The sequence below is a fragment of the Corallococcus terminator genome, assembly GCF_003611635.1.
Taxonomy (GTDB): domain Bacteria; phylum Myxococcota; class Myxococcia; order Myxococcales; family Myxococcaceae; genus Corallococcus; species Corallococcus terminator.
The window spans coordinates 1-1273 of sequence record NZ_RAVZ01000695.1 but is presented as its reverse complement, the minus strand read 5'-3'; the positions used below and the strand labels follow the sequence as shown (position 1 = coordinate 1273).

Here is a 1273-nt window from a genome sequence, read left to right as displayed (position 1 = left end):
GTCCGGCGGGAAGGGCGTGCGGGTGCTCAGGTTGAGGGCCGCGGCCTCCGCGAGCAGCGTGGCGCCCTCCTCACGGGAGACCTCGGAGCCGAAGCGGTTCTGCTGCGCGTGCTTGAGCATGCGGCGCACCTCCCCCCGGCTCACCTCCGTGCGCGTCAGCTCCAGCACGCCCTGCTCATCCGACGCGATGACCTGGAGCAGCTCCACGCCGCCCCTCACCACGCGCGGGAGCAGCAGGCCGTACTGCCCCGTCGACGAGACGACCGTCACCAGCGTCGGCAGCGTCTCCGGGGCCGCCGCGGGCGCCGTCTCCCGGGGGGCCTCGGGCGGGGTGACGCCGCGCGAGCGCAGCCGGTACAGCGCCTTCTTCGCGGCCTTGGCCAGGGGCTTCACGGTGGAGGCAGCCAGGGCCTCCGGCAGCGCCACGTGCCCCGCCAGCACGGCGGCCTCCAACACCGCCCCCGCGAGGGGCTCCGGCAGCGCCTCCACGTCCACGGGGGATGCGGAGGCCACGTCTCCCGCGAGGCGCCGGGCCTGCTCGACGGCGGCGTCGGCGAAGTCGGACAGGGCGGTGCCGGCGCGCAGCGCGTCCAGCAGGGGGCGAGGCTCGGTGGGGGCAGGGCTCATGGGCGCGTTCTACTGCACGCGCTACCGCCGCCGCACCAGCCAGCTCCGTCCGGCCTGTCCCACGATGACCAGTTCTGACTGGAGCCGCCCCCCAAAGACGCGCGACGGGTGCGCCCCGCGCACGAGGTAGTGGTCGTACCAACCGCCCTGCGTCGCGTAGTCCATCTCCTGCGGACGCCACTCGGAGGGGAAGGTGGGCGGCACCGCGTCCCGGTAGCGCAGCGGCGAGTGCGGCGTGGTGGCGAAGGTGAAGTTGGGCACCCCCCCACGCTCGCGCGCCAGCACCGCCGCGCCATGCAGGAACACGGGGAAGCGCACCACGTGGGAGCCCGCGTCGAACACCAGCCCCATCACCTTCGGCCGGTTCCCGGTGACGTCCGCGAGCACGTCCCATTCGCGCGCCTCCTCGGCGAAGTCGCGGAAGCCGCGCCCCATCACGAAGGCCACGAGCAGCGCGCTCGCCGCCGCCGCGAGGCACAGGGGCCGCCGCCACTCCACGCGCGTGGCCGGCATGCTCGCCACCAGCAGCGCCGCGGCCAGGTGCGCGTAGCGCGTGTTGAGGTAGTAGACGTACCCCCGGATGTCGAAGGGCAGCAGGAAGAACAGCGCCAGCGCCAGCGCCCCCAGCCCCAACAGCCGCCAGCGC

At 74.7% G+C, this 1273-nt stretch carries 2 pseudogenes; both read right to left on the bottom strand.

From position 1 onward, the window contains the following. Positions 1–627, bottom strand: a pseudogene (locus tag D7V88_RS41580) (hypothetical protein); the annotation flags it as partial. 21 nt (positions 628–648) lie between these two features. After that, a pseudogene (locus tag D7V88_RS41575) lies at positions 649–1273 on the bottom strand (hypothetical protein); the annotation flags it as partial.